Annotated in this window: 36 protein-coding genes, 1 tRNA gene and 2 pseudogenes; 31 read left to right on the top strand and 8 right to left on the bottom strand. The window is 57.0% G+C overall.

All coding sequences use genetic code 11. The annotated features are described in order from the left end of the window. Positions 1-301 precede the first annotated feature (301 nt). From yacG to pilB, 5 genes are read right to left on the bottom strand one after another with little or no spacing between them, the layout of a single operon-like run. Positions 302-505, bottom strand: a complete 204-nt coding sequence (gene yacG, locus LIX93_RS23405) for a DNA gyrase inhibitor YacG (RefSeq protein ID WP_226506437.1) — start codon at positions 503-505, stop codon at positions 302-304. Further along, positions 502-1,122, bottom strand: a complete 621-nt coding sequence (coaE, locus tag LIX93_RS23410; RefSeq protein ID WP_226506438.1) for a dephospho-CoA kinase — start codon at positions 1,120-1,122, stop codon at positions 502-504. The genes yacG and coaE overlap by 4 nt, the downstream gene beginning before the upstream one ends. Next, on the bottom strand, positions 1,123-1,992 hold the full coding sequence (locus LIX93_RS23415; RefSeq protein ID WP_226506439.1) for an A24 family peptidase: 870 nt from the start codon (positions 1,990-1,992) through the stop codon (positions 1,123-1,125). A gap of 4 nt (positions 1,993-1,996) precedes the next feature. Next, positions 1,997-3,214 (bottom strand): type II secretion system F family protein, encoded by a 1,218-nt coding sequence (locus LIX93_RS23420; RefSeq protein WP_226506440.1) that lies wholly within the window; start codon positions 3,212-3,214, stop codon positions 1,997-1,999. A gap of 3 nt (positions 3,215-3,217) precedes the next feature. Next, positions 3,218-4,918 carry a type IV-A pilus assembly ATPase PilB gene (gene pilB / locus LIX93_RS23425; RefSeq protein ID WP_226506441.1) on the bottom strand — a complete coding sequence of 567 codons (1,701 nt, stop codon included), beginning with the start codon at positions 4,916-4,918 and terminating at the stop codon, positions 3,218-3,220. Between the two features lie 235 nt (positions 4,919-5,153). On the opposite strand from pilB, the gene LIX93_RS23430 reads away from it, so the two are divergent. The 19 genes and pseudogenes from LIX93_RS23430 to LIX93_RS23525 all read left to right on the top strand — a co-directional run bounded on the left by LIX93_RS23430 (position 5,154) and on the right by LIX93_RS23525 (position 15,846). Next, complete coding sequence (locus LIX93_RS23430) at positions 5,154-5,552, top strand: pilin (RefSeq protein WP_226506442.1); 399 nt, start codon at positions 5,154-5,156, stop codon at positions 5,550-5,552. A 74-nt stretch (positions 5,553-5,626) separates the two neighbouring features. Beyond that, complete coding sequence (locus tag LIX93_RS23440; RefSeq protein ID WP_275948757.1) at positions 5,627-6,052, top strand: pilin; 426 nt, start codon at positions 5,627-5,629, stop codon at positions 6,050-6,052. 60 nt (positions 6,053-6,112) lie between these two features. Continuing rightward, a tRNA-Thr gene (locus LIX93_RS23445) sits at positions 6,113-6,188 on the top strand. A 172-nt stretch (positions 6,189-6,360) separates the two neighbouring features. Further along, the gene (locus LIX93_RS23450; protein WP_226506443.1) at positions 6,361-7,587 is read left to right on the top strand and encodes a tyrosine-type recombinase/integrase; all 1,227 of its coding nucleotides are present in this window, start codon (positions 6,361-6,363) and stop codon (positions 7,585-7,587) included. Further along, complete coding sequence (locus tag LIX93_RS23455; RefSeq protein ID WP_226506444.1) at positions 7,587-8,315, top strand: hypothetical protein; 729 nt, start codon at positions 7,587-7,589, stop codon at positions 8,313-8,315. The genes LIX93_RS23450 and LIX93_RS23455 overlap by 1 nt, the downstream gene beginning before the upstream one ends. A gap of 143 nt (positions 8,316-8,458) precedes the next feature. Further along, on the top strand, positions 8,459-8,680 hold the full coding sequence (locus tag LIX93_RS23460) for an AlpA family phage regulatory protein (protein WP_226506445.1): 222 nt from the start codon (positions 8,459-8,461) through the stop codon (positions 8,678-8,680). 1 nt (position 8,681) lies between these two features. Further along, on the top strand, positions 8,682-9,032 hold the full coding sequence (locus tag LIX93_RS23465) for a hypothetical protein (RefSeq protein ID WP_226506446.1): 351 nt from the start codon (positions 8,682-8,684) through the stop codon (positions 9,030-9,032). Beyond that, entirely contained in the window at positions 9,029-9,505 is a 477-nt protein-coding gene (locus LIX93_RS23470; protein WP_226506447.1) for a Rha family transcriptional regulator, read from the top strand. Before LIX93_RS23465 ends, LIX93_RS23470 begins: the two co-directional genes overlap by 4 nt. After that, on the top strand, positions 9,502-9,741 hold the full coding sequence (locus LIX93_RS23475) for a hypothetical protein (RefSeq protein ID WP_226506448.1): 240 nt from the start codon (positions 9,502-9,504) through the stop codon (positions 9,739-9,741). The genes LIX93_RS23470 and LIX93_RS23475 overlap by 4 nt, the downstream gene beginning before the upstream one ends. Before the next feature lie 475 nt (positions 9,742-10,216). Then, the gene (locus LIX93_RS23480; protein ID WP_226506449.1) at positions 10,217-10,435 is read left to right on the top strand and encodes a hypothetical protein; all 219 of its coding nucleotides are present in this window, start codon (positions 10,217-10,219) and stop codon (positions 10,433-10,435) included. After that, on the top strand, positions 10,432-10,716 hold the full coding sequence (locus LIX93_RS23485) for a hypothetical protein (RefSeq protein WP_226506450.1): 285 nt from the start codon (positions 10,432-10,434) through the stop codon (positions 10,714-10,716). Before LIX93_RS23480 ends, LIX93_RS23485 begins: the two co-directional genes overlap by 4 nt. After that, positions 10,713-11,021 carry a hypothetical protein gene (locus LIX93_RS23490; protein WP_226506451.1) on the top strand — a complete coding sequence of 103 codons (309 nt, stop codon included), beginning with the start codon at positions 10,713-10,715 and terminating at the stop codon, positions 11,019-11,021. Before LIX93_RS23485 ends, LIX93_RS23490 begins: the two co-directional genes overlap by 4 nt. Beyond that, positions 11,018-11,356, top strand: coding sequence for a hypothetical protein (locus tag LIX93_RS23495; protein WP_226506452.1), 339 nt, complete (start codon positions 11,018-11,020; stop codon positions 11,354-11,356). Before LIX93_RS23490 ends, LIX93_RS23495 begins: the two co-directional genes overlap by 4 nt. An 83-nt stretch (positions 11,357-11,439) precedes the next feature. Continuing rightward, positions 11,440-11,724, top strand: a complete 285-nt coding sequence (locus LIX93_RS23500) for a hypothetical protein (RefSeq protein WP_226506453.1) — start codon at positions 11,440-11,442, stop codon at positions 11,722-11,724. Beyond that, on the top strand, positions 11,721-11,927 hold the full coding sequence (locus tag LIX93_RS23505) for a hypothetical protein (protein WP_226506454.1): 207 nt from the start codon (positions 11,721-11,723) through the stop codon (positions 11,925-11,927). The genes LIX93_RS23500 and LIX93_RS23505 overlap by 4 nt, the downstream gene beginning before the upstream one ends. Further along, entirely contained in the window at positions 11,927-12,802 is an 876-nt protein-coding gene (locus LIX93_RS23510; RefSeq protein ID WP_226506455.1) for a toprim domain-containing protein, read from the top strand. Before LIX93_RS23505 ends, LIX93_RS23510 begins: the two co-directional genes overlap by 1 nt. Beyond that, a pseudogene (locus LIX93_RS23515) lies at positions 12,789-14,401 on the top strand (DUF927 domain-containing protein); the annotation flags it as partial. The gene LIX93_RS23510 and the pseudogene LIX93_RS23515, both read left to right, overlap by 14 nt. 477 nt (positions 14,402-14,878) lie before the next feature. Next, positions 14,879-15,481 carry a hypothetical protein gene (locus LIX93_RS23520; protein ID WP_226506456.1) on the top strand — a complete coding sequence of 201 codons (603 nt, stop codon included), beginning with the start codon at positions 14,879-14,881 and terminating at the stop codon, positions 15,479-15,481. After that, positions 15,481-15,846, top strand: coding sequence for a hypothetical protein (locus tag LIX93_RS23525; RefSeq protein ID WP_226506457.1), 366 nt, complete (start codon positions 15,481-15,483; stop codon positions 15,844-15,846). The genes LIX93_RS23520 and LIX93_RS23525 overlap by 1 nt, the downstream gene beginning before the upstream one ends. Positions 15,847-15,945: 99 nt before the next feature. Here LIX93_RS23525 and LIX93_RS23530 read toward each other — a convergent pair whose 3' ends face one another. Continuing rightward, positions 15,946-16,335, bottom strand: coding sequence for a DUF2513 domain-containing protein (locus LIX93_RS23530; RefSeq protein ID WP_226506458.1), 390 nt, complete (start codon positions 16,333-16,335; stop codon positions 15,946-15,948). 105 nt (positions 16,336-16,440) lie between these two features. Between LIX93_RS23530 and LIX93_RS23535 the strand changes: the two genes are divergently transcribed. From LIX93_RS23535 to LIX93_RS23565, 7 genes are all read left to right on the top strand, one after another. Next, positions 16,441-17,028, top strand: a complete 588-nt coding sequence (locus LIX93_RS23535; protein ID WP_226506459.1) for a hypothetical protein — start codon at positions 16,441-16,443, stop codon at positions 17,026-17,028. Next, positions 17,025-17,438 (top strand): hypothetical protein, encoded by a 414-nt coding sequence (locus LIX93_RS23540; RefSeq protein WP_226506460.1) that lies wholly within the window; start codon positions 17,025-17,027, stop codon positions 17,436-17,438. Before LIX93_RS23535 ends, LIX93_RS23540 begins: the two co-directional genes overlap by 4 nt. 48 nt (positions 17,439-17,486) lie before the next feature. After that, positions 17,487-18,113 carry a hypothetical protein gene (locus LIX93_RS23545; RefSeq protein ID WP_226506461.1) on the top strand — a complete coding sequence of 209 codons (627 nt, stop codon included), beginning with the start codon at positions 17,487-17,489 and terminating at the stop codon, positions 18,111-18,113. 161 nt (positions 18,114-18,274) lie between these two features. Beyond that, positions 18,275-18,514 carry a hypothetical protein gene (locus LIX93_RS23550; protein WP_226506462.1) on the top strand — a complete coding sequence of 80 codons (240 nt, stop codon included), beginning with the start codon at positions 18,275-18,277 and terminating at the stop codon, positions 18,512-18,514. Positions 18,515-18,582: 68 nt separating this feature from the next. Beyond that, positions 18,583-18,834: a hypothetical protein gene (locus LIX93_RS23555; protein ID WP_226506463.1), complete on the top strand. Its 252-nt coding sequence runs from the start codon at positions 18,583-18,585 to the stop codon at positions 18,832-18,834. Positions 18,835-18,858: 24 nt separating this feature from the next. Continuing rightward, entirely contained in the window at positions 18,859-19,173 is a 315-nt protein-coding gene (locus tag LIX93_RS23560) for a hypothetical protein (RefSeq protein WP_226506464.1), read from the top strand. 42 nt (positions 19,174-19,215) lie between these two features. After that, positions 19,216-19,392: a hypothetical protein gene (locus LIX93_RS23565; RefSeq protein WP_226506465.1), complete on the top strand. Its 177-nt coding sequence runs from the start codon at positions 19,216-19,218 to the stop codon at positions 19,390-19,392. Between the two features lie 1,123 nt (positions 19,393-20,515). On the opposite strand, the gene LIX93_RS23575 is transcribed toward LIX93_RS23565, so the two are convergent. Beyond that, positions 20,516-20,716 (bottom strand): hypothetical protein, encoded by a 201-nt coding sequence (locus LIX93_RS23575; RefSeq protein ID WP_226506467.1) that lies wholly within the window; start codon positions 20,714-20,716, stop codon positions 20,516-20,518. A 318-nt stretch (positions 20,717-21,034) separates the two neighbouring features. On the opposite strand from LIX93_RS23575, the gene LIX93_RS29760 reads away from it, so the two are divergent. Continuing rightward, on the top strand, positions 21,035-21,274 hold the full coding sequence (locus tag LIX93_RS29760) for a hypothetical protein (protein WP_346015239.1): 240 nt from the start codon (positions 21,035-21,037) through the stop codon (positions 21,272-21,274). A 196-nt stretch (positions 21,275-21,470) separates the two neighbouring features. Beyond that, positions 21,471-22,496: a hypothetical protein gene (locus LIX93_RS23580; protein WP_226506468.1), complete on the top strand. Its 1,026-nt coding sequence runs from the start codon at positions 21,471-21,473 to the stop codon at positions 22,494-22,496. Between the two features lie 315 nt (positions 22,497-22,811). Here LIX93_RS23580 and LIX93_RS23585 read toward each other — a convergent pair. Beyond that, positions 22,812-22,961: pseudogene (locus tag LIX93_RS23585) on the bottom strand (transposase domain-containing protein); the annotation flags it as partial. On the opposite strand from LIX93_RS23585, the gene LIX93_RS23590 reads away from it, so the two are divergent. The 3 genes from LIX93_RS23590 to LIX93_RS23600 all read left to right on the top strand — a co-directional run. Next, positions 22,960-23,118, top strand: coding sequence for a pyocin activator PrtN family protein (locus LIX93_RS23590; RefSeq protein WP_260524888.1), 159 nt, complete (start codon positions 22,960-22,962; stop codon positions 23,116-23,118). The pseudogene LIX93_RS23585 and the gene LIX93_RS23590 sit on opposite strands and share 2 nt — an antisense overlap. 67 nt (positions 23,119-23,185) lie before the next feature. After that, the gene (locus LIX93_RS23595) at positions 23,186-23,758 is read left to right on the top strand and encodes a hypothetical protein (protein ID WP_226506469.1); all 573 of its coding nucleotides are present in this window, start codon (positions 23,186-23,188) and stop codon (positions 23,756-23,758) included. Positions 23,759-24,402: 644 nt separating this feature from the next. Beyond that, positions 24,403-24,648, top strand: a 246-nt coding sequence (locus tag LIX93_RS23600) for a DUF3077 domain-containing protein (RefSeq protein WP_226506470.1), incomplete at its 3' end; no start/stop codon positions are given.

Raw genomic sequence — 24,648 nt, forward strand, 5'->3', positions numbered from 1 at the left:
AGTTGCTGTTGGCTGATGGTGTTCTTCAGTGCCCCTTCGCGGGCAAGCCTTGCTCCCACAGATTTGACGGACCTGAGTCGTACACCTGTGGGAGCAAGGCTTGCCCGCGAAGAGGCCCTCAACCCCCACCCAAAAATCAATGCTCGCGCGGCGGCGAAACGCAACAGTTGCTGTTGGCTGATGGTGTTCTCCCGGGCCCCTTCGCGGGCAAGCCTTGCTCCCACAGAGTTGACGGACCTGAGTCGTATACCTGTGGGAGCAAGGCTTGCCCGCGAAGAGGCCCTCAACCCCCACCCAAAAATCAATGCTCGCGCGGCGGCAAATCATCCGAGAACAGATCATCCTCGGCATCCGGACTCACCGGAATCTTGTGCTCCTCCGACGCCCAGGCGCCCAGGTCAATCAGTTTGCAGCGATCAGAACAAAACGGACGGTTGATATTGGCCGCGTTCCACTCCACAGGCGCGCCGCAGGTAGGGCATTCGACGGTCAAGGGTTGGCTCATTCAGAAGCTCCAGGCAAATTCAGATAAAAGTGATGCAAGCGATCGACCTCACTGTGCAGCCAGGCCAGATCGCGGTCGTTGAGCACGACGTCGTCAGCCAAGGCCAAGCGCTGTTCGCGGCTGGCCTGGGCCTTGAGGATGGCCTCGACCTGCTCGGCGGTCGTGGTATCGCGTTTCAGCGTGCGCGCGCGTTGCAGCTCGGTGGGCGCGTCGATCACCAGCAACCGGTCGGTACGCTTGTACTGCCCCGACTCCACCATCAACGGCGACACGAACACCGCGTAAGTCGACGTCGCCTGAGCCAGATTATCGGCGATCTCCTGCGCGATCAGCGGATGCAACAGCGCCTCGACCCAGCGCCGCTGCTCGGCATCTTCAAAGATGCGTTTACGCAACGCTGATCTATCCAGCGCCCCGCTGGGCTGCAGAATATCCAAGCCAAAATGCTCGGCCAGTTGCTGCAACGCCGGCCGCCCGGGCTCCACGACCCAGCGCGCGGCCTGATCGGCATCCACCACATGAATGCCATGCTCGGCGAAGCGTTCGGCGGCGGCACTCTTGCCGCTGCCGATACCACCGGTCAGGCCCAACACCCAGGGTTTTGCAGCTGTGGTCATTTAAAATCCGGCGAAGTGCATGTACGAGGCGGTTATTTGACCACCCCACAGCAATGCAATCCAGCCCGCAATCGCCAGATAAGGACCAAAGGGGATCGGCGTACTGGTCGCCTGATCGCGCAGCTTCAGCAGGATGACGCCCAACACCGCGCCCACCAGGGATGACAGCAGCACCGTCAACGGCAGGATCTGCCAGCCTCCCCAGGCGCCGAGCATCGCCAGCAGCTTGAAATCGCCGTAGCCCATGCCCTCTTTGCCGGTTACCAGCTTGAACAGCCAGAACACCAACCACAGCGACAGGTAGCCGAACACCGCGCCCCACAGCGCGCTGGAGAGGTCGGTGAACAGGCCGAAGTTGTTGACGATCAGGCCTAACCAGAGCAATGGCAGCACGATAGCGTCGGGCAGAAGCTGGCGGTCGACGTCGATCATGCTCATCGCCAGCAGGCCCCAGGTGAGGAGCATGAAGGCGCCTGCCGGGTAGCCGAAGCCGAAGTGGTAGGCGATGAAGGCCGTCAGCAGGCCGCTGGCGAGCTCCACGAGGGGGTAGCGCTTGCTGATGGGCGCCTGGCAGGCGGAGCAGCGGCCTTTGAGGAACAGGTAGCTGAGGATCGGGATGTTTTCGCTGGCGCGGATCTTGTGGTTGCAGTGGGGGCAGGTGGAGTTGGGGAGGATCAGGTTGCAGCGTTCTGGCTGCTGTTCGGCTGGCAGGTCGAGGATTTCTCGGGATTGGGTGCGCCAGTCGCGATCAAGCATGATCGGGAGGCGGTGGATGACGACGTTGAGGAAGCTGCCGACGAGCAGGCCGAGGAGCAGGGCGCAGAGGGTGAAGGCCAGGGGGGAGCTGGCCAGGAATTCGGGTAGGGACATGGGGTTAGACGACTGAGCCAAGTTGGAAGATGGGGAGGTACATGGCGACTACCAGGCCGCCGACGACAATGCCGAGGATAACCATGATCATTGGCTCCATCAGGGTGGTGAGGCTGTCGACCATGTTGTCGACTTCTGCTTCATAATAACCTGCTACTTTATCCAGCATTTCATCCAGCGCACCCGACTCTTCGCCGATGGACGTCATCTGAATAGCCATACTTGGAAACACTCCAGTGGCGCGCATCGAGGTATTGAGTTGTGTGCCGCTGGAAACATCTTGCTTGATTTTCCCTACAGCGATCTTGAACACCACGTTGCCGGCGGCCCCCGCTACAGAGTCCAGCGCCTCCACCAAGGGTACGCCGGCGGCGAAGGTGGTTGATAACGTGCGAGCGTAGCGGGCGATGGCCGATTTATAGAGTATCTGGCCGATGACCGGTATTTTCAGCAGGCCTCTGTCGATACCGTCGCGCATGCGTTGGCTACGTTTAAAAGCGTATTTGAATGCGTACATGAATGCGATAATCGCGCCCAACACCACCCACCACCATGCCTGCATGATTTCTGAAAGATTGACGACCATCAGTGTGAACGCCGGCAACTGCGCGCCAAAGCCGGAAAACACGGCCTGAAATTGCGGCACTACTTTAATAAGCAAGATCGACGATACGATGAGCGCGACGACCAAAACCGTTATTGGATAAGTCATTGCCTTCTTGATTTTTGCCTTGAGCGCCTCGGTCTTTTCCTTATAGGTCGCAACACGATCCAGTAATGCTTCGAGTGCACCTGCCTGTTCGCCTGCGTCGACGAGGTTGCAGTAAAGATCATCAAAATACTCGGGTTTTTGCCTCAGCGAGGTGGCAAAGCTATTACCTGCGGCGACTTCTAGCTTCAGTGTTAATACCAGATCACGCATTTTTGGGTTTTCAACACCCTCGGCAATAATATCGAAGGATTGCAGTAGCGGAACGCCCGCCTTCATCATGGTGGACATCTGACGCGTAAACAGCGCGATGTCCATCGGTTTGATCTTTTTACCCTTACTGAATATCGAGCTGGTTTTTTTCTTTATCTTGCCGGGTGAGATTCCTTGTCTCCGTAGTTGCGCTTTTATCAGCGGAATACTGGCGCCGGTCATCTCACCGGAGGTAGACGAGCCTTTCCGGTCAGTGCCTTCCCAAATATAGACGTTAGTCTTTACTGTTTTGGAGGCCATTACTTAGTCCTTGGTGACGCGATTGATTTCGGCGAGGCTGGTCAGCCCCTGCATGACTTTCTGCAGACCGGAGGTTCGCAAGTCGTTGAAACCTTCTTTGCGCATAAGCGTCGAGATTTCGATCGAGTTACCTGCCTCCATGATCAGCTGTTGAAGCGCCGGTGTGTTTCGGACTACCTCGTAGATACCGAGCCTACCTTTATAACCCCCAGTACATAGGTCGCACCCTACTGGCTCATAAATGGTGAATGTCCCTATACGATCAGCCGGTATACCCTCGGCTATGAGTGCCTCGCGGGGGATCTCAGCGGTTTTTTTGCACACTGGGCAAAGCTTGCGGGTCAGCCGCTGAGCAATGATCAAACTGACAGAGGTCGCGATGTTGAAACTAGCCACGCCCATATTCTGCAGGCGCGTCAGGGTTTCGGCTGCACTGTTGGTGTGGAGGGTTGAAAGAACAAGGTGACCTGTTTGGGCTGCTTTGATGGCAATCTCTGCAGTCTCGAGATCACGAATCTCGCCGACCATGATCACGTCTGGATCCTGCCGCAGAAACGAACGCAGCGCGGAAGCAAAATCCAATCCTTGGCGGTTGTTCACGTTGACCTGGTTGATGCCTTCCATGTTGATTTCGACAGGGTCTTCCGCGGTCGAGATATTGATATCGACGGTGTTCAGGATGTTGATGCCGGTATAGAGCGAGACCGTCTTGCCGGAGCCGGTAGGGCCGGTGACCAATATCATGCCTTGCGGTTGCTTGAGCGCCTGAAGGTACAGTTCCTTCTGTTCGGGTTCATAGCCGAGGGCGTCAATGCCCATTTGCGCACTGGACGGATCGAGAATTCGCATGACGATCTTCTCGCCCCATAGTGTCGGTAGGGTGTTGACTCGAAAGTCGATCGCCTTGTTCTTTGATATCCGCATCTTAATCCGGCCGTCCTGTGGCTTGCGGCGTTCGGAGATATCGAGGCTGGCCATGACTTTCAGCCTAGCCGCGATCCGGTTCGCGAGGTTGATCGGAGGGCGTGCAATTTCCCGAAGCATGCCGTCGGTTCGAAAGCGTACGCGGTAGATTTTTTCGTAGGGTTCAAAGTGCAGGTCGGAAGAGCCGCCCCGAATTGCATCGAGTAGCATTTTGTTAACAAAGCGAACGACTGGAGCATCATCGGCGTCTTGCCCAGCGATATTTTCGTTGCGATCGTCGTTGACTGATTCAACGTCTAACCCATCTAGATCAACGTCAGCCAAGTCTTCAAGGCCAGTACCGCTGGAGTCGAAAAACCGTTCGATGGCTTCCGTTAGTTTGTCGTCCTCTACAAGGATCGCTTCAGCTGTTAAACCTGTACTGAACTGAATATCGTTGATGGCCTGATGGTTCGTCGGATCGGATAGGCCAATGAACAGCTTGTTACCGCGGCGCCAGAGCGGCAGCGCATGGTGCTGGCGGATGAGTTTTTCGCTGACGACGCCCCGTGGATTCGAGTCTTTGTCGAGGGTCTTCAGATCGAGTAGGGACACGCCGAACTGATCCGCCGCGACCTCTGCGATCTCTCTGCTTTTGGCAAGCTTGTTTTGCACCAGGTAGTGAACGAAGGGCGTCTTGTTGCGAAGCGCCTGGGCGTATGCCTGCTGAGCGGCCTTGTCTGTGATGACTTCCGCCTGGACCAGCTGCTTCGCCAAGCCTGAAAGAGCGATATCGTTCATAGTCGTACCCGATGCTTTGAATAGGTCGTTTATAGCGTAGTCGGGCAGGAGATCCAAATCGCCCGCTTAGTGTGACGTAAAATGTCATGTTCTAACGTTTCTTGCCGCTGCTTTTGAGCATAAAGCTCAGGGGAGGGCGCTTCGCTAGTGCGGTGCGCGAGGTGGCACGACGCTTGCTGGTAATTTGGCAACGGTCGCTGGACCCGATTGGCCATATAGAGATAGAGGCGTATATATGAAAGCTCAGAAAGGTTTTACCCTGATTGAATTGATGATAGTAATTGCGATCATCGGAATTTTGGCCGCTATTGCGATCCCTGCCTATTCAAAGTACCAAGGCCGGGCAAAAGCAACGGCGGGTCTGGCGGAAGCTAAGGCACTTACAGTAAACTTTGAAGACCTGCAAAATGGGGGCACCACACCTACAGCGGCGCTGCTTAACGTTACAACTGCAAGCCAGAACTGTACCTTCACTATTACTGGTGGTACGACCGGCTCCATCAAGTGCGCATTGGTGAATGCGCCAGCGGCTATCTCCACCGGTACCATCACTTTGAACCGTACTGATACTACTGGCTGGACTTGCACAGCGGCTAACATAGGCAGTGACTATATGCCGAAAGGCTGCTCTTGATCTTGAATAGCCTGTAGCTGTACTGAAGACGGCCTCGCAGTGAGGCCGTTTTACGTTTACTTCGAGGTGCCTTTATGACGGATCAGAAAGGTTTCACGCTCATCGAGATCATGATTGTTATTGCCATAATTGGCGTCCTTGCCGCCATCGCTATACCTGCATATTCGACCTACCAAGGGCGTTCATCTGTTTTAGCGGGCGTAGCAGAAGGCGGTAGCCTCAAACAGGCATTCGATATTAGCTTGGTCCAAGGCACAATTATTACCTCTGCGGCCGACATTGGTGCGGCGGCAAGCTCCTATAACTGCAGCAGTCAGGTGGTGAATAGCAACGCAAGTACAGGTGTAGGGACGATCATTTGTACCCTTGCCAATGGACCATCATCCGTGAAGGGCCAGACTGTGACATGGACCCGTGACAACGTAGCGGGTTGGTCCTGCACCACGTCTGCTGCCTCCTCTCTGGCGCCTGCCGGCTGCCCTCATAGCACTTCCAACTGACTCGAGCGTAGCTGCCGTTGCGCGGTCGTGACGACAGTGCTAATTTACGCCCGCATCACCGCCGGTGTAGCTCAGTCGGTAGAGCAGCGCACTCGTAACGCGAAGGTCGTAGGTTCGATTCCTATCTCCGGCACCATATCGAAAAATCAGTGGTTCCCCAGAACTCCCGTATGATCCAGTACCAGCCGCCTTGAGCGGTTTTTTATGCCCGTAGGTTTCCCAAACTTCCCTGCAAACCCGAAGTTTTGGGGGCATCTTTGGGGGAATGACCGGTTCGGTCATGAATTATGCCCCTACGAAGGTGTTTCATGCCCCGCAAAGCCTCCCCACTCACTGACTCCGCGCTGAAAGTTTCAAAACCCCGAGATAAGCCGTACAAGCTCAGCGACGGGCAAGGGCTCTATCTAGAAGTGACGCCCAATGGCTCGAGGCTATGGCGCCTGAAATATCGATTCGGGGCGAAAGAGAAACGCCTTTCATTCGGGGCATATCCTACGGTCTCACTACAGAAGGCCCGTCAGCGGCGCGACGAGGCTCGGCAACTTCTGTCAGAGGGCGTCGGCCCGGGTGAGCAGAAGAAGGCGGTAAAGGTGGCTCAGCGCGCGGCGGGGCTTACGTTTGAGATTCTGGCCAGAGAGTGGTTTACATATAACTCGCCGCGGTGGGCCGAATCGACCTCGTATAAAGCCAAGTTGTACTTGGAAAACGACCTGATCCCCATCATTGGTGAAAGACCCATTGCGTCTGTCACCCGACCGGAGTTGGTCGCCTTGGTGCGCAAGGTTGAGGACCGAGGGACACTCAACGCCGCGAGCAAAATTCGTCAGTGGCTTCACCAGATATTTCGTTTCGGCCTCGCGAAGGGCGTGGTAGAGAGCAATCCTGCCCCCGATCTTGATGTTGTCGCTGCCCCCGCTAAGCCTCCCCGTCATCACCCTCACGTCGAATACGTGGAATTACCGCAGCTTCTCAAGGCGACTGACGAGTCAGGCATCCACGCTTTTACCAAGGCAGCAATTCACCTGCTCGTTCTGACTGCCGTTCGACCAGGGGAAATGAGATCTGCTCCTTGGTCGGAGTTTGATCTGGAAAGTGGTACCTGGACGATCCCCAAGGAGCGTATGAAAGCTCGCAGGCCACACATTGTTCCTCTATCGACCCAGGCTGTCGATATTCTCAAAAAGCTCCGCGAGCTGACCGGTCGATACCGATTGCTTTTTCCGGGGCAACAGAATCCTGATCGGCCTATGAGCGAAAACACCATAAATAAAGCCCTGCGCATTATCGGCTATGAAGGGCGCCAGACCGGTCACGGTTTCCGACACCTGTTGAGCACAGAGCTCAATGGACGCGGGTACAACAAGGACTGGATCGAGCGGCAACTGGCCCACGGCGATCAAGACTCGATCCGCGACACTTACAACCATGCGCACTACCTGGAGCAGAGACGGGAAATGATGCAGGCATGGGCTGACTCAATTGACGCGCTATGTGCTGGCGCGAACTCAAATGTACAGTTAATAAGGGCGTGCTAATGCTTTGCGAATACTTCCGATATATCGACCTTGAAAAACTGTATGAGCAACTAGACTCGTTCAATTCATTTGAAATTTCTACGCTTTCGAATATCCAATGGCAATTCACAGACACCCTATCGTCTTGCTTTGAGGAGCTGGCATACATTGCACTAGGTCAGGACGGTGAGGACGCCTGGAAGAACGTACCTGCAATTCAAGTTGGCGCAGACGTCGGGGATATCATAGAAGCGGATCTAGAACGAATCGCGCTAGTTGCGAAGATAACTCTACCAAGCCGCCGGGCATCTGCGACGACAGCCATTGAAAAGTTGACCACACTATCTATTCATGCATCATTTGGAGAGTTTGACTACTGGCAGAAAACAAGCCTGCTGGTATATCAATACGATCTACTTTGCTGGCTTTATAGCAAAGACAAGATCAAAGAAGCCTTTGAAGTATATGAATTGATCTTGAAAACTTACGGTGAGCTGGCCGCAAGCTTTGCACTCAACCGCTCTTTCGAGAAGCAAAGTGAGATCGCTTCAAACATTGCCCGCGAGCGAGCGCAAAAACGGCATGCCTCGACGAACAAGGTAAAGACCGAACTGCTGGCGGAATGGGATAAAACATCTAGCGGGTACAAGAGCCGCGCCGACTTCTGTCGCATCATGGCCCGCCGAGACGGGATAAAGGAGCGCACGCTACAGGAGTGGATTCAAAGTCACGAAAGAGATCGCTCGTGAGCTGACTACGGTCTGCACTGCAAACCGTACATTATGCTCGGCAAACTGTACGGTTTGCGCGGCACGCCGGACTGTCAGCGCTGTTTCTTACCCGCCAGCATTGCCATCGTCGATTACCGATAACGCCCGAGGAGGCGCAGACGATGTCAAACGCTGCCAGCACCACCCCGACCGCACGCCGGTTTATTAAACGCCAAGAAGTAGAGACGATCACCGGTCTGTCCTGTACTGAGATATACCGACGCGTCGCTGCTGACAACTTCCCCAAGCAAGTCACTCTCGGCCCTAAGTGTGTTGTGTGGGTTGAGGCTGAAGTTCTGGCCTGGTGTGACGCCCGTATCGCTGAAAACCGAGCGGTGGCCTGAAATGAAAAAGGCCACCCGTTCCGAAGAACAAAGCAGCCGGTCGCAGGCAAATCTTAACGTCCCTGACGCGCCCAATAAGATCTGTCGGGTCTTGAAATGCCTGATCGAAGGCCGCAGCCTCAATCGGTTCGAGGGCGAGCGTATCGGTGATCATTGCTTGCACACGACGATCAGCAGGCTTGCCAATCACTACTCGCTGAACTTCATCCGCGTCTCTGGAGCAGTCCCAAATAATTGGGGCGCCCCCTGCAGGGTCATTCGCTACAGTCTGCCGACCAGCGAGCACAAGCGGGCCCGTGACCTGCTTAAGATCCTCTGGAGCGCTGCTGGCGCTAGGCGGGAGGCAGCATGATGGCCAAGATCATTGCACTCACCCGAGTTGGCGGTGAGCCGCGCGTTGACAGTCGCCAGGTCGCCGAGCAGTTAGGCAGTAAGCACAAAAACACCTTGGAGCTGATCGACCGCTACACCGAGAAATTCAAAGGGCTTGGCTTGCTCGCGTTTCAAACGGAGGCAAGGCCTGGAGGCCAGCACGGGGGTGGCGCTGTTCGTTTCGCGCTGCTCAATGAGGATCAAGCATTCTTCCTGCTGACGCTCTCTCGAAACACCGAGCGTGTTGTTGACCTGAAAGCGAGCCTCATCCTGGCGTTTCGTGAAGCTCGGTATGGGTACGCCTGCCAGACTCTGGAGTCCCGCAAGAAGGAAGCCAGCCAAAGCGGTAGTCGTCTCGCCCGCTGGCGGTATGCCAAGCCTGGTCTGCATGACCACGTTGCCAACCTGCGGGAGCAATTGCGTCTTCCACTGGACCTTGAGGTGGCCATATGACCTCCTACGCCGGACACTCCGTCCAGGACCATAGCGACTTCATCTGTAACGAACTGCTGCCCAATCTGGTGGCCTATGCCAACAGTCGACTTGCGCCTGCGGAAGTAGTGGTCATGACTACATTCCTAAACCTGGCTGCGATCCTACAGCACAAAGGGCTGAGCCGGGAGACGCTGATCAATGCGATTGATGCGGCTAGGACTCAAACCCGGGAACTCTCGGGGGATTTGCACTGATGGCTATTCAGAATCTCGACAAACGGCAGATACAGGTAGTTGCAAGGGATCGTTCTCGTCGGTACAGTCCCCACGTCATTGCAAATTCAATGACCGGGATTGGCGTCCTGACACGTAGGCGGACACACCGCCATAAGAGCGGTTTTTTTGTGTCCATCGCATCGGCATACCTTTATGGGTGGGCCGTGTGGGGCTTCTTCGGAAGCACCGGTACCTATGTCCGGCACGCCAACCTGCACGGTTCCGCTCACCATGATTGGCGTCATGGGGGCGGGAAAACATACCGCTACATAGGTGCTTTTCAGATGACCAAGCGTCGTATCCTCACACTCAATCCGTTCAAAGCTCGAGCGTCGTTCCACCGCGCTTGTGCTATGGCAGCTTTGCGCTCCGATTCCAGCCTCAGCGTTCGCCTGAAGCGGTATAACCACCACTCCGAAATTGCGAAGTCGCCGGAAAACGCTGGAGGTTCGAAATGATCCTTCAATTCCCAATCGGCAATGCGCCGGCCGCCCAGCCTGACCTCTCCGCCGTGCGAGACACGTTGCTCATGCTGTCATTGACCTGCGCCATGATCGTATCCCCAAAGCTGCCCATTGATCGTGCTCGTGAAGCAGCCCGCTTGGCGCAGAAAACCGCCGAGGCCTATGCCGACGTTGTCACCGGCCTGATCGAGCAAGGGGGTGCGCAATGAGCACTCCAAACCCGAAGGTGACGCAAGCGGAGCACGCAAAGCGGCTCCACTCAGCGGTCGAGAACAGTTGCGAGAAGATGAGAGACGCCAGTGCCTTCGTGATGGCTGTCGGCAAGCTGATGGAAGCCTATGTGGAGGATGATGTCTCCCGCGAAGTCATGACCGATCTTGTCATCGGCGGGTTGGCCTCAGGCCTGCTGATGCTCGGAACGGACCTTTGGGAGGCTGCTGACAAAGCCGAAAGCAGGTCTGCCACAGTAGCGCAGGAGGGGGTAAAATGAGCCGCTCAGCCTACGAGATTGCCTACACCGGGCTTGAGGATCTCTATCAGGTTCAGGATGCCTTCATAGAATTCCACGCGCTTTTCACCGTGATGCTGAACCGCTTTCCCCAAGATAGTGAGACGCATGCGATGGCCCGGCTAGGGATCGCCAGCGTTGATGCCTGGGCGGATACGGTGTGCCAGTGGTCCGAATGCATGGACAACGAGCTCGATGAACTAGAGACCGAGGGTGAAGCTTATCGCGCGAAGGTTCAGCGGATGTGCGTGCTGCGGGCGGCCCACTTTATGAAGGATGAAAAATGAGAGTCCTTCATGCTGATTATTCCGCATTACAGGGTCTTGGCGTCGAGCAAATTGCCGAGCTCGCCCTGCTGGGACTGCGGTACCGGGCGCTCGGCGCCGGGACGGTCGACTTCAGCGATCCATCACGCCTGGATGTGTACTGGACCGGCAGTCGCCAGGTGGAGAAGGCGGTGAAGGTGGCGGTGAGGGCCTGTAAGGCTCACGACCCGCTGGCCGAAAGGCGACTTGGCGAAGCGATTGGACATTTAAAGGCGCTGTACGAATGCGGTGTGATCGACCAAACCGTCTATATGGCCCAGTGGAAGCTGCTGCTCGCGCTTCTCGGCCTCAAATAACAACGAAACTTTCGTAGTACGGCATGGCCAAGTAAAACGGCACTGCCCACCGGATCACTGTTATACGGCAAAGGCTTAGAACCATGAAAATTCAAAATGGCGAACTTGCGCCAGCGGGATCGGCTTGCCCGGGAAAAGCCAACGAGCTGTTTTATGTCACTCATCCAAAGGCACCTCGGCCGCTGTTGGGGCCTTTCCTCAGCTCTGCAGATGCCGAGCAAGGCCGTCAAATAATGCGCTGCGCTGACGCCCAAGTCTTGACTGTGGTGGTCGAGAGCATCGACCAGTTAACCCGCTGGCGCGTCGAGAGCAATGGTCAGGTGATCCGGCTGTTTGCGTCCAGTTCACCGGTAGGAGCGTCTTCATGATCGTGAATTTCCCGGGCGGCGGAAACGTCGAGGCGCCGCACATCGACATCCAAAGCTTCAGCCATCTGGCGGTGCTGCTCCATGACCTGCAGAGATTTCTCGTGGCGGAGCCAGAGGGTGATCGGGCAGATGAAGTCCGGCGTATGGCCGTGGGCCTGAACAACGTCCTGGCGCGCTTTGAACCACCTGTGGGAGCGGCGTAATGGATATAGCAATCTTGTTCCGTGATGCCCTCCAGTCGGTCTATGGCCCGCTTGACTGGATACCGATGCCAGATGGTGAAATTCATCGCTTTCATGTGCCCGGCGACAAGCAAGGCACCATAAATGGCTGGTATACGCTGTTTGCTGATGGCATTGCATCCGGTGCGTTTGGTAGTTGGAGGGTCGGTGGAACTAGCACTTGGTGTAGCCGAGAACCTGCCGATGCCCGGGAAGCCGAGCAGCTCCGCGAGCGCGTTGATCAAGCCCGGGCTCTACGTGCCGCAGAGCAATTACGTCGCCATCAAGTCGCTGCTGGACAAGCAAATCGTTGGTGGCGCGATGGGCGCCGCGCTGACCCAGAGCATCCCTATCTGATGCGCAAAGGCGTGCGTTCTTATGCGTTGCGCCAACGTGGTGACGACCTGCTTGTCCCGCTCTACCTCGACGGTTGTTTAGTGAATCTCCAGCGAATCACCCCTGAGGGCGGTAAACGCTTTCTCTACGGGGGGCGCGTCAACGGTGTGTATTCGCCGTTAGGGATTGTTTCTGCTGATTCTCAGCTAGTCGTCTGCGAGGGGTGGGCGACTGCCGCAACACTCCATCAGAGCGGCTACAGCGTTGCGGCAGCAATGAACGCCGGAAACTTCCGGCCTGCCGCCGTCCGTCTTCGGGCTCGCTACCCCGAGACACCTTTCCTCATTGCTTGGGACGATGACCGCGGTACTGATGGCAACCCAGGGCGCGCCGCTGCGAATCTGGCCGCCGCTGCCGTGGGCGGCGAGGTCGCGTTTCCTGAATGGCCGGAAGGCGCACCTGCGGACCTTACGGACTTCAACGATTTGGCCAACTGGAGCCGCTCCCATGATCGCGCCTGAAACCAAAGTGATCAGCCTACGTCCCGAGGCGCCTATGGTGAAACCTGATCGGCCATGCTGGGCGATATATGAAACGTGGGTCTGCAACGAGAAAGGTCGGCGCCTCAAGCCCGGCGTGTATTGGCACGGCTTCAAAAAGTCTGCGGGCGACGAAGACGCCGAGGAGCACGATGGCGATCGTCCTACTGTGGACGAGTGGATCTCTTCCCCGGTAACAGTGGCGGCTCGCACTGTGAATACGGACGACGGTACCGAAGGCAGACTGCTGCGTATGGTGACCGAGGCGGACTCAAAGAATGGATTCTGCCGGCCGAGGTGTTCGGCGGCAGTGGCGAAGATGCCCGTCGCAAGCTGTTCGGTATGGGCGTCATCATCGATCTGCGCAAGCGTGGCCGCTTCATGGAGTACCTGCTCGAGCAGCGCCCCAAAGAGGTGTTCTCGACCACCAGCAAACCCGGGTGGCATGAATCCGGCGCGTTCGTTCTGCCAGGCGTGACGCTCGGCCCGCAGAACGTCCGCTATCAGTCCAGCAACCAGGCTCAAAAGCTGTTCAGTCGCCGCGGAGAACTGCTGAGTTGGCAGGTTCAAATCGGCAGCAAGTGCGCGGGCAATCCCGTGCTGACCCTGGCCATAGGTTGCGCTCTCGCTGGCCCGCTGCTGAGCCTAGTTGGTGTGCTCGGCGGCGGTGTTCACCTAGTGGGCGACAGCTCCAGCGGCAAATCCCTCGCTCAACTGATCGGCTCTTCTATCTGGGGTGATCCCGGCGTGTTCGCTGCGTCTTGGGATCTGACAAAGGGTGGTTTGGAGATCGAGGCCTCCAGCCGGAACGACACCATCCTGCCGCTGGACGAGATCAAACGGGCGGACCCTAAGCGGGTGGGTGAAATGGCGTATTCGCTTGCCAACGGCCAGGGTAAAGGCACCATGACTCGCGATCGCGAAAGTAGGGCTAAACTTCATTGGCGACTGCTGACCTTATCCAGCGGTGAGCGCTCCCTGGCCGAGCATGCGGCGATCTCGGGCAACTCGGCCCATGCTGGCGCTGAGCTGCGCATGGTCGACGTAAACGCAGGCACTCGCACCCACAGGGCGTTCGATGAGCTCCACGGGATGGCGGGCGCGGATTTCCACAGGATGCTGACCGTCGCGGTGGCGGAACACCACGGGCATCTGGGTCCCGCGTTCGTCCAAAAGCTGCTCGATACCAACGATAAGCCGGGCCTGCTGACCGACTTCGCCGGCGTCCGCGCCCAGTTCGTTGAGGACAACGCCCAGGCCGGCCGGGTGGCCGATCGCTTCGCTGTGATCGCGCTGGCCAGTGAAATGGCTATCGCCTGGGGTTTGCTGCCATGGGAACCAGGGACCGCCTTAGCCGACTGCCAGTTGCTCTATGGGGAGTGGCTTTCGCGCGTGGGCGGCGGCAACGCTGAAGACCGTCAGATCCTCGCAGGCGTACAGGACTTCGTCGACAAACACGGCAGCAGCCGGTTCTCCGACGTGGACGACCCCACTGTTGACTCCAAGGTATTCAATCGGGCCGGCTACTGGGAAACCATCGGCGCCAAACGCCTGTACCTGTTCAACAAGTCCGCCCTGTTATTACTGTTCCCCCGTTTTTTCTGTGGGGAACGCGGAACCATGACCAACCCCCCGGAAACATTAGCTGTTCCCCTGTTCCCCTGTTCCCCCGTTCCCCCGTTCCCCCGTTCCCCCATGTTTTTCTCACAGGCACATTCTGTCATTGGCGCGACAGCGTCCCAGTGGTGGGAAAATGAGCCTTTTAGCCTCGTTGCTCGATCACCTACCGGCTGCGGTGCCGGGCCCACCCGCATCGCCATTACGGGTACCGATTAGGCCGCGGCTCACTCCCGCCGCCAATGCCATGCGTATGGCCGAAACGCCCACCGGCCCGAACGCCAGCGCAGCCACAGCGACCCCTGAGTGGCGCCATACCCGAGATCAATACATCAACCACCTCATGGCGTGCCGGGAGTGCTACGCGCCGTCTGCCCGCCATTGCCAGCATGGTGCCGAACGGCGCGCCGCCTACGACGACACCCCGATGGAGCTCCGCCCATGAGTACTACAGCCATTATGAAGCTCTGCAATATCGCCGCGAAAAGGCCCCAGCAGCACGGCACGTTCCTTTTGGTCGCCAGGCGGATCTGCCGTCTCCTCAATCAGCGGAACGATGATATCCGTGCCGAGGCAAATCAGTTCCGGCGTGAAGCCAGAAAAATGGAGCAGTACCGACCGTTCACGGATCGTTCGATTGATGAGCTGAACGAAAAGGCCATCGCCCACAGGGCTCAGGAAGGGTATGACCTGCGCAAGGTCCTCAAGGCTTTTGGCCGGAGCATCATCCACGACCCGGACGGTGTTGCTGATGCCCTGGGATTCGAACGCTTGTGCGACCTGCTGGCCGTGAATGTTGTGGAGCGTGAGCAAGCACGTCAGGAGGGCGTCACCGATCTGGCCGGCCTGGTCTTCGGGGAGCAGGTCGAGGAGTCCGCATCACGCCGCAGGCAGCAATGGACTGAGGCCCCGCTCCTAAGTGCCTGCCGGCTCGCATTTTTCGAGTTCATCCGCGAATGCCCCGCCGGGCAGCTACCAGACCCATTCGCACCAGGCGCCCCATTTGGCCCGAAACTCCCACCACAACTGAAGGTAGTCCGCTGATGAGCGAGCAACTGACCAACGAAGTCTTGGCAAAGCAGGCCGCCGACGGGCTTTCCCCCGAATTGAAAGCCGCTGCGCTGATCGCCGCCGTGAAACCTTACTCCGCCCTGGGCGAAGTACCGATCATCGAGGAGATCCGCCGGCAGATCGAGGCAGCGCGCGGCGGTGATATGAGTCGGGGCCACGCGATGCTGGTGGCGCAGGCTGAAACGCTCGACGTGCTGTTTTACAGCCTCGCCAGCAAGGCACGGGCAGCGAACGACTATCAGACGATGGCTGAGTTGCTCTGCGTGGTGGTGAAGGCGGTGGAGGGATGCCGATCGGCACTGGAAGGAATCGCGGCGATAACCAGTGACCGCCACTAGTATCGGCGAACATTCTAGGCACCGCCTAGAACGTGCCTAGGCCGCCGCAAGGGGGAATTTTCCCATCTCAAATTAGCTTTGGATGCCGGTGGCTGGAGATTACAACTGAATGTCCGTGTGCTTCTCAATCTGCTTTTTGGTGAAGCCTTTGGCTAGGTCGACAAGCAGTTGGAGAGTGAAGCCACCGGCCTTTATGGCACCCTCTTTAGTCATCGACCATATCTTCTCATCTCTGACAGAGTCGGCGAAGTCGTGGCCTTTCGGGGTGAGACTTCTAAATCCAAATCCGGATGTGCTTCCGCCGCCGGCTTCGTCAATAAAACCAGCCATCTTTATCTGCTGAACGTGATAATAGACCTGATCTTCTGAGTATCCCTCGATGGGGAAGTCGCCGTCGTAAACATCGACAAGCATGATCGCTGTCGGCGAAATCTCCCAAGCTTCAAGCTTCAGTACGATGGCCCTGATCAGATCCATATCTCTTTGCATGTTGTTCTCCGTTTAGGCTGATCTTAGATCATTTTGATTGTGGGTCCTGCCTCGGTCACAAAGTCTGGGTTGTGACTAGTCAACGCACAACCGGAGCAAAACCTCATGGCATCGAGCTTAAACGATTATGACCCTGATCTGGCTGGCGATATCGTCCAGGCGACCAAGGCTGCGCGCAAGCCGCAAACATCCTTCGATCAGAGCAACTCCTCCCAGTACCTTACCCCGCAGCAGCAGGGGCAGCCAGCGGCCCCAGTAGCCGCTCCCGCAGGGCCTGTGGCTCGTGCTGCTCAGCAGTTGTCCGCCATGCCGGTGTCTTCGCTGTACGATATCAAGCCAACCGGTAGCGCAAGCCTGAATGGGCAAACCTCGTTCGACTCGAGCAATACGCCAGGCCGGTATCTTCCGCAAGCGACGAGAGCCGCGACGCCAGCACCGGCACAGCCCCTGAATAGCTCGTCCGCTCAGGCGTCGGTCGCCAGCTCGGCGAGTAGCCTGGATAACTTCCGCGGTACCGGCATTGGAGTGGGCGCCCAGGGCGGCCAGATTGCCGTCAGCCAAGGCCCGGATGGCGTTCCATCGTTCAGCAACTTGCCGGCCGCCCAGCAGCAAGCAGCGAGCCTGGGGAATATCCAGCCCGCGCCGCTACCGGACCTTCAGCGTCGGATGATCCAAACGCCAGCCTCGCCTTGATCGGTAGCCTCAGCAATCTGGGTAATGGCCGCGGTACGTTCAGCCAGGCGCAGCCCGGCGACGCAGCGCTGGCGACCGGACGCTTTAATCGTGCCACCGATCTACGCCAGTCCTATGCAGATCAGGACCGCCTGCGGGCCGCATTGAACGCCGAAGACCGAGCTAACTCACTAACGATCGTGCGTGACAGCAGCAAGCCGTTTACCCGCTCGGAATTGATTCAGGCACAGCTTGACCAACAAGCGCATCAGAACAGGTTGTCAGACATCAGCTTGGCCACTGCGAATCTAAATGGCGGCATTGATCGGCAGGGTGCTCAGCAGCAGTTGCGCCAGGCATCGCGGTTGGAGGACCTGCAGGTTGCCGCCACCGGCCCAAATGCCACGCCGCAAGCGCAGACCGCCTATTAACAGGCGATAGACCCAACCGGCGAGCGGGCTCTGGCTCGTCAACTAACATTGGCCAACATCAGCGAGAAGAACGCATCGGCAGCCAAGCTGAATAACGAAGCTAGTGGAGCCAATGGTCCAAAATTGACAGAGCAGCAGGCTAAAGATCTGCAGTACTTCGATCGGGGTAATGCGGCCAATGGGGAGTTAGCAACTCAGGGTGATGCGTTAACTACGGCTGCAATAGGTGACCGTGGAGCTGCTCGAGGGAGGCTTGATGCCGCGCTTAGGTCATTACCAGGAGGTAACTCGGCCATTGTAAACAGCCTCATCTCGCCGGAGCGGCAAAAGCAGAACAGTCTGGCCGGGAGTTCATCAACGCCATTCTTCGTAAAGACAGTGGTGCGGCGCTTACGGATACTGAAATTGCCGAATACGGTCGGACTTACCTACCTCAAGCAGGGGATTCGGATGGGGTCCTCAAACAGAAAGAGCAAGCACGCAGCCGAGCAATTGAAGGCATTAAGAAAGGGCTCGGTCCTGGGCAAATTCTTGCTACGGCAACGACCAAGCCAGGCAGGCAGCATCCTCCCAGTCGGCGCCGTCCAATCAGCAGGTTTCTTCCGCAATACCGCGCGCGAACACTGCGGCAGAGGCTGCGGCGCTTCCCGCTGGCTCTGTTTTTATCGGTCCTGACGGCCGCCAATACAGGAAATGATAACCATGACAGACCGACATTGGCTCAGTTAGTACTATCCCGTAGATTAGGTGCCCGCAGCGCAGCAGGCTGGCCAGCTCTCTGCTACCGCCGCCACGCCCTAGCAGCTATCATGGTGCCCTACGCAATGGAGGGCACCATGCAGAAAGTGACGATTCGGTTTGCTTATAGAAAGGGATTGGTCCGCGTCTGGGCCGTGCTATCGATAGTTTGGCTGGTCGTCGTGGGGATTTTGGCTGTATCCACTGGCGGTAATCACTTCGATGCTTGGGATTTCTTACAAACACTAGCGCTATTTGGCGTGATCCCCTCTTTTGCGGTATGTGGCATTGGCGCCGCCATTGTCTGGGTCATCGAAGGCTTCGCTCGGGCCGACTAACTGCGCCACCGACACAAAATTTCCAGTCACATAAGTTTGGCCATATCTGGACTACTCGAGATGGCCGAATGCAGACCGCGACCGCTGAAAACTCCTCTCTCGTTATCCCCCGCATGCCAATCCGCAGCACCATCTGCGCTGGTGCGACGCCTATCACCATGGATGGGCTCACCATGCCGGCGATTGCCTGGGCGACAGCTCGTGGCCTGAAGTGGCAGACGGTCAAAATGCGCCGCATGCGTGGCGATAGCTGGACTCAGGCCCTACAACCGAACCTCAGAAAAAGCACCTTCATGTCTGGTTGGCGCCTTGCCGGCTGATGCGCACCATCATCGGAGCACCGCATGACTAAAAAACTCAGGCCTGACTGGGAAGCCATCGAGCGGGCATATCGTGCCGGGTCGGTATCTGTGCGCTCAATCGCCGAGGCCCACGACACCAGCGAGGGCACCATACGCAGCCGCGCCAAGGCTCAAGGATGGCAGCGAGACCTGACAGACCAGGTGCGCTCGGCGACCAAGGACAAGATCTCGCGCAACACTTCACGCACTGATTCCACGCAGCCTGACGTGCGTGAAGATGCGGTAGTGGTGGAGGAAGCATCGAGCGCCCGGGCTGATGTCGTGATGGGCCAGATCTCACGTCTGAGCGTCTGGTAGGGCATTTCCCAGAAGCTGGCCAAGTCTTTGAGCGAGGACGAGGTGACGGAAGAGAATCGCGGCGAGTTTGCTCGGTGCCTGAGCATCGGCGTCGATGCGGAGTTGAAGTTGATCAAGGCCGAGCGCCAGGCCTACGGGATCGATGAGACGCCGCACGAAGAGACCTACGAGACCAGACTGGCGCGAGTGATGGGCGACACCGGCGTGGCGATGGGCTAGGCCAGATTTGGTCCGAGTCGGATAATCCGGTCTGTCTCGTGCCCGTTTAACGTTAATCCACCGTTAGAGCCCGGAGCGCCACCGTGTAGGAATCTACACACTGCGGCGCTTTTGCCACAGATCAGCAGATCATCCAGATCTGGATCATCCCGTCTGCCCGAGAAGGGTGGGTATCACCACACCGCTTACCTCAGTACCGCTCGCGTAATTACTCGAGGACGCCCAGGGCGCGCTGCCTGACCATGGCGCAGATCTGCGCCATCAAAACTACCGGGATTCCGGCAGTATCGACCAAGCTGAAACTACCAAAATTGGTCGAGTCGACGGTAATCGGCAGTCTCACTGAGGCGGTTTGGTCTCACTCGGTCGGCGTCGCCCCCACCCAGCAAGGTGGTAGGCACAACCTAGGCAGTGCTCAACCGGGCTTGGGCCCCACTTGCAGCGCGCTATTCGCGGAGCGCACTATCACCCATCAACGATCGGCAATGCGAAAAGGATCTAGTCTGTGCTCGATCTACTATTTGAAGTGGTTTTCCAAGCGATTTGCTTCCCTATTGGATGGCTCGTGATAAAGCTCGTCACTCTAGGGAAATACCCTGTGAAAGGGCCCTGGTTTTCGGTGAGCCCCTCGGCTCAGTGGACGTCTGCGACTGGCCTTGCTGTTTTGGTGATTACGATGATGGTGGCGTTGAAGCAGTTCGCGTCTGCTGAGTAAAGCCCGCTATGACTCCCAAAGTCTATTACCAGACGGTTGTTTTATTGCTACGTTCGTAGCAGTTTCTCCCGCTGGCATCGCCAATCGCTACCCTATCCAAACTACCCGGATCTTGGGCAGTTAACAGTCGAGGCGAAACAGTTAACACCCCCACGCCTGAGATGGTGAAAGTTCAGGTCACGTGCCAGGTTGCCAGTATGGTTTCCACGGTTTGGCGTCCTGTGGGAGCAAAGGTTACGGGCGAGGTTACGGGCTGAGCTCCCATTCTGGTATGGCAGGCTTCCCCGTTTTAAGCGGACCCAGCCTGCGGCAGCGCAGCCAAATGGGATAATCCAAAGGTGATCTGTGCTCACTTTTAATTACGGGATTTCCCCTGGTTGGTGCGGTAGCTCAGCAGCGAAGCGGTAGTCACAGACCTTTGGTATCAAGGCCCGCTTGATCCAGCATGTCCACCAGTCCGTTTGCCACGTCGCGAAGGTGCGGGTCATCGCTGGTGCGCAGCGGCTTCAGCAGTCGAACTAATGCTTCGGACCCGCCTTGTGTCAAATTTGCATAGCCCCACTCTGTGCCCTGCTGCGGCTTCGCGGCAACTGTAAATCGGGTGTTCATCGAGCCTGTCATATGGGTGCTTCCCTAATAAGTGAAGAGTCGTTCGACGCCCTGCAATCATGCCAAAGCCCTCAGAGCGTATGCCAGCATTCACCGCCCCTGGACTTGCGGTATCCACTCAGGTATCCACGAAAACCGACTCGCTAAGCAGGTACGGATACTGGATAACTCGCGATGGTCACAGATGCTTGAGATGTGCTCAGATGTGAACACATCTGCCAGCCCCGGCCGTCGTGGCTGGCGCTCCACGTGATGTGGCAGTGATAGCCTGAACCAACAGCGAGGCCTAGTAGCCCCTTAGCACAGCAGGAGACTCATATGGAGCCCGAGATCATCCACATCCCCGAGCTTGCCCAGATGCTCAGCCGGTCTGAGTCAGCAATCAGAAGCGCTAGGCAGGCAAGCGCGGCCTGGCTGCCACCATCATTCAAACAAGGCAATCGAATCTGCTGGCGGGTCAGTACGGTTCGGCAGTTCCTGCAGGAATGTGAAAGCGGCTTGCACGCGCCGGCCCGGCCAGGCCGTAAACGCCAGGCCCCGCCAACACTCACCCTATGAAATACCCAGCATGTACTGTTAGCGAGGACCCGCCATATCATGCGAGGCGAGGCGCGGTCCGGACGCATGGTCTTAAAGCTGCGCAGATCTCTGCCGATATAAGTCTCAAGCCAAATGGGTATAGCGAATTCGAATTTGCGTGTCGCTCATGCGTGAATGATACTCGCCGCCGAAATATCTGCAGGGAAAGCCGGCATTGACCATAAATATTGCAATTGCGACGTATGACGCTATCGTCCTCGGATGCGATAGCCTTTCGAGCATCGTTGAACAGGCGGTGCTCCCATTCCGTAATGGTCAAGATGGTTTTGCGCGAGATGCTGAAGGGAATGAGCTCATTGATGCGTTCGGGAATCGAGTGGTATCAGTGGCGCAGGTACAGCCGTTCGTAACAAACGTGTTCGGAGGGGCTCAGAAAATGTTCCTCCTCTACGAAGATGACGATACCTCGGTGGCAGCAGTTACTGCCGGGATGGCAACGCTGTCGGGCGTCACCATTGCAAGCGTTGCCTCACGCTTTAGGAAAAAGAACGCAGCAGATGCTGTCGTGTACACTTCAGTGGAGGCCGTGTCCAAAGCGTTTATGGATCATGCGCGCCATGAGTGGGAGCGTCAGCTCAATTATGCGAACGCCCCAGAGGAGCAAAGGCCCTATTTTCCTGACGTACAGTTCATCGCTGGAGGTTATGGAAGGGACGATGAGACGAGCAAGGTCTTCAAGATCTCCGTTTGCAATTCTTCTTTAGAAGAACAGTTCGTCTGGCAGACGCGCTCAGGCACCTGTTTTGGTGGACAAGCTGACTTCGTTGAGCGTCTACTTGTGGGTGTTGATCAGCGGATCGTGAACGGAGTAACGTTCAGGCTCATGGCTGAAACAGCCCCACGAGGCGCCCGCCTAGCTTCAAGCTTTGCTGAACAGTTACGTCTTGCTGGTGTCCAGATCCCTGAGGGCTTTCAGTTCGATATACCTCAGGAGTTTGTGGAGCTTCCCTGGCATGACTACGTCGCCAACATCGACTTTGCAAACCTTCCCACGCAGTACGCCGTTGACCTGGTGGAGCTGCTGGTGAATTTGCAGTCGGGAATGCAGCGATTTGCTAATGGCGTTGCTACAGTAGGAGGGCGCACTCATGTCGGCGTACTCAAGCGTGGCGAGAAATTTGTAATGCTCAACGAGCCAAAACTGCATCACAACCACACAGGTTACTCACATGACTTATGAATATCGCGAGACATCGGGGCAGATTGGTAGCCCGCCAAGGCCAGATCGCGAGCAAGGCGTGAGAGCGTCTTTTGCTTGTTCTGATCGAAGCGGGTCGATTCCGTCATCTCAGGATCGAAAGCCCAGCAGCGTGGAAACGCGGCTCGCGGATTCTGTCATGGCTACGTTTCGAAATGGTTCTGTTGAGCTACGATGAGTAAGAACAGGCAAAGAAGCCCCCAGCAGGGGGCTTTTTTGTGCTCGTAGAAGTCTTTTAGTCGAAAGCATGACTGCTGCAAAGTAAGGTAAGCGGCCAGCGAACACACCCTGTACAGATCAGGCAGGCGTCCACTGATGCGGTAGCAATCGCTCGATCTCGCTGCCCCGCTGCGTCGGCAGCCGGGTCTGCACCTCCTCGAGATAAGAATACGGATCATGTCCATTGGTGCGCGCCGACTACTTCAGCCACCTGACGCCGGACAAGATGAAACTCAAAGTAGCCTCCGGCGAGATCGATTTCCCGTTGGTCCGCATTGAGGGCAGCCAGAAGTCAGCTAGGGGCGTTCACCTAGCGGACTTAGCTCAGTACATCGACATGAGGGCTGAGGAGGCGAGGGCGGAGCGCGACCACCTATCTAGCTGATTCTTTGGGTACTTGCTTGATATATTGCTGGCCCTGGCAGTTATGCCTCTTCGCAAAGGAATGAGTAATGGGATTGGCTGATTGGATATCGATTTTTATGGCGGCAATTGCGGTCGCGACGGCAATTGTCACCTACGCTGTTTTCCGATCGGCCACCGATCCGGTGGTGATCGTGTACGCCCAACCAGATTTGCAGAGGCAGTCGATCGTAAACCTCTTCATCGAGAACACCGGACGCGGTGCCGCACACTCCATCACGTTCCGGACGAGTCGCCCTTTGCCCGAACAGGCCTTTGGAATCGAACCCCCAGGGCAAATGCCGGGAGTGATGAAATCTGGAGTCGTTGTGAATGGTGTGCCGTTTCTGGCGCCGGGCCAGCGGATATCCCTGACTTGGGGCCAATACGGGGGATTGTCGAAATACATTGGTCAGGAACCCATCACTGTCGAAACGTTTTGCTACCGAGGACGCCGCAAGGGACTGTTTGCAAAAAAGCTTCAAGCGTCCTCGACTTTGGACGTAGCAATGTTCGGGGCGTCGGAGTCGTCGGAGCATGGTTTCGGTCCTAACCTCGTCAAGGAGCTAAAAGCGCTGAACAAAACGCTGTCTTCCATTGAAAGGGCTTTAGAGCGCTTTTGAGCTAGGGGGTAGGAACTGGCGGCAGCGGGTGGGTAGATTCAGTTTTAGGTATATGTTTAGGTATACGTTTTTGCGGTATCTGGCTTGAGCTACACTAATTGCTGGGGTTATAGGCGCTTAGTCGGTTCCTATCTCCGGCACCATTTCCCGCCACACCCTGCATGCATCGGCCGCCTAGAGCGGTTTTTTTTCGTCTCGATTTTTACTCAGCCCCTCCTGGCTGGCGTGCCCTTGGGCGTTTCTCCCAGCAAGGTTATTGCGGGCCTCGTCAATGCTCGGTATCGTTCCCCCCGTCGCTGCAAATTCAGCGAACGGGTTTGACGGCCCGATCAACTCTAGGCGCACAGGCGCCCCCATTACGATTGCAGGCGCTTTTTTGTGCCTGCACATCTTGTTTATGGCGGTTGTGCGTGGGAGACCTTCGGGTCTGCCGGGTTCCTAGAGTTCCGGTCCGTCAACCTGCGCACAGCTGCCACCCTTATTCGTTTGACGGCGAACCGTGGCAGCTCCTCAACTCTAGGAGCTACGCCGATGACCAATAGTGTTTTATCTCTTTCTCTAGCCTGCCTTCCTGGCAGCATCGTGAGTGATTTTTCCCGCTCGCCATTTGATCCGCAAGCAATGGCAAGCCTCGGAGGCACCCAATGAAAAAGCCATTGGTCACTACCGAGCAAAAATTTTCAGACTATGGCTCAGATGGTGAAAGGAGCTACGTATTCGCCGTTAACGCCGGAGTGGATGGTGGGTGCGCGCTTAACCAAGCGTCCGACCTGATCGCCAGCGCCCTTGACGCGGTAAAGGAGGCGGCCATGGGCAAGCCTCTGCAGGGCAACCAGGCATGGCTGGTCCACCACTCGCTCACCAGCGCAAAGGCGGTCGTCGATGCACTG

Source organism: Pseudomonas sp. MWU16-30317 (assembly GCF_020515695.1).
In the GTDB taxonomy this organism is placed as follows: Bacteria; Pseudomonadota; Gammaproteobacteria; order Pseudomonadales; family Pseudomonadaceae; genus Aquipseudomonas.